The sequence below is a fragment of the Pseudobutyrivibrio xylanivorans genome, assembly GCF_010906925.1.
Classification (GTDB): Bacteria; Bacillota; Clostridia; order Lachnospirales; family Lachnospiraceae; genus Pseudobutyrivibrio.
This window is the reverse complement of record NZ_VTVE01000012.1, coordinates 1-456: the sequence shown is the minus strand read 5'-3', so window position 1 is coordinate 456 and position 456 is coordinate 1. Positions and strand designations below refer to the sequence as shown.

The window sequence follows — 456 nt, the reverse complement described above, 5'->3', positions numbered from 1 at the left end:
CATATGACCATGGATATTTTCGACCAGGTCATGACGGATGCAGTCTCGACAGTGGAGCAAAGTCATGTTGCCAAGCCGACGACGGGACCGCGCGGGACAGGCCGCAGGACGGCGCGCGCGGGCTCGGCGGCGGCGTTGCCAACCCCCCCTGTAACACGGGGGTCAGGTACCCCGGTAGCAGACCCCGTAAAAACCCGGAAACGTATAGCTGTCGCGGGTCGCAAGCCATTTGGGGGGGCAAATGGTTGAATTCGACGCCTACACGGCTACCACCAGGCAGATTAAGTGGGAAGACGCGGTGGCAATGACCGTCATTCCCGGGGGTCAGATCCGCCAGCGTCGGGGTCATCACGGGTTCGAATCCTGTATCGCCTGGCGCGACGATACAGGGTCCGAAGCCGTGTCGATCTCGTATGCCGTCCTCTGCTTGAAAAAAAAAGAAAAAAAGAAGAATTC

The 456-nt window shown here is 59.2% G+C and carries 1 protein-coding gene; it reads left to right on the top strand.

What is annotated here, in order from left to right; all coding sequences use genetic code 11:
- Positions 1 to 241: 241 nt before the first annotated feature.
- On the top strand, positions 242 to 456 hold a 215-nt coding region (locus tag F0Q01_RS13655), incomplete at its 3' end, for a hypothetical protein (RefSeq protein WP_205467993.1).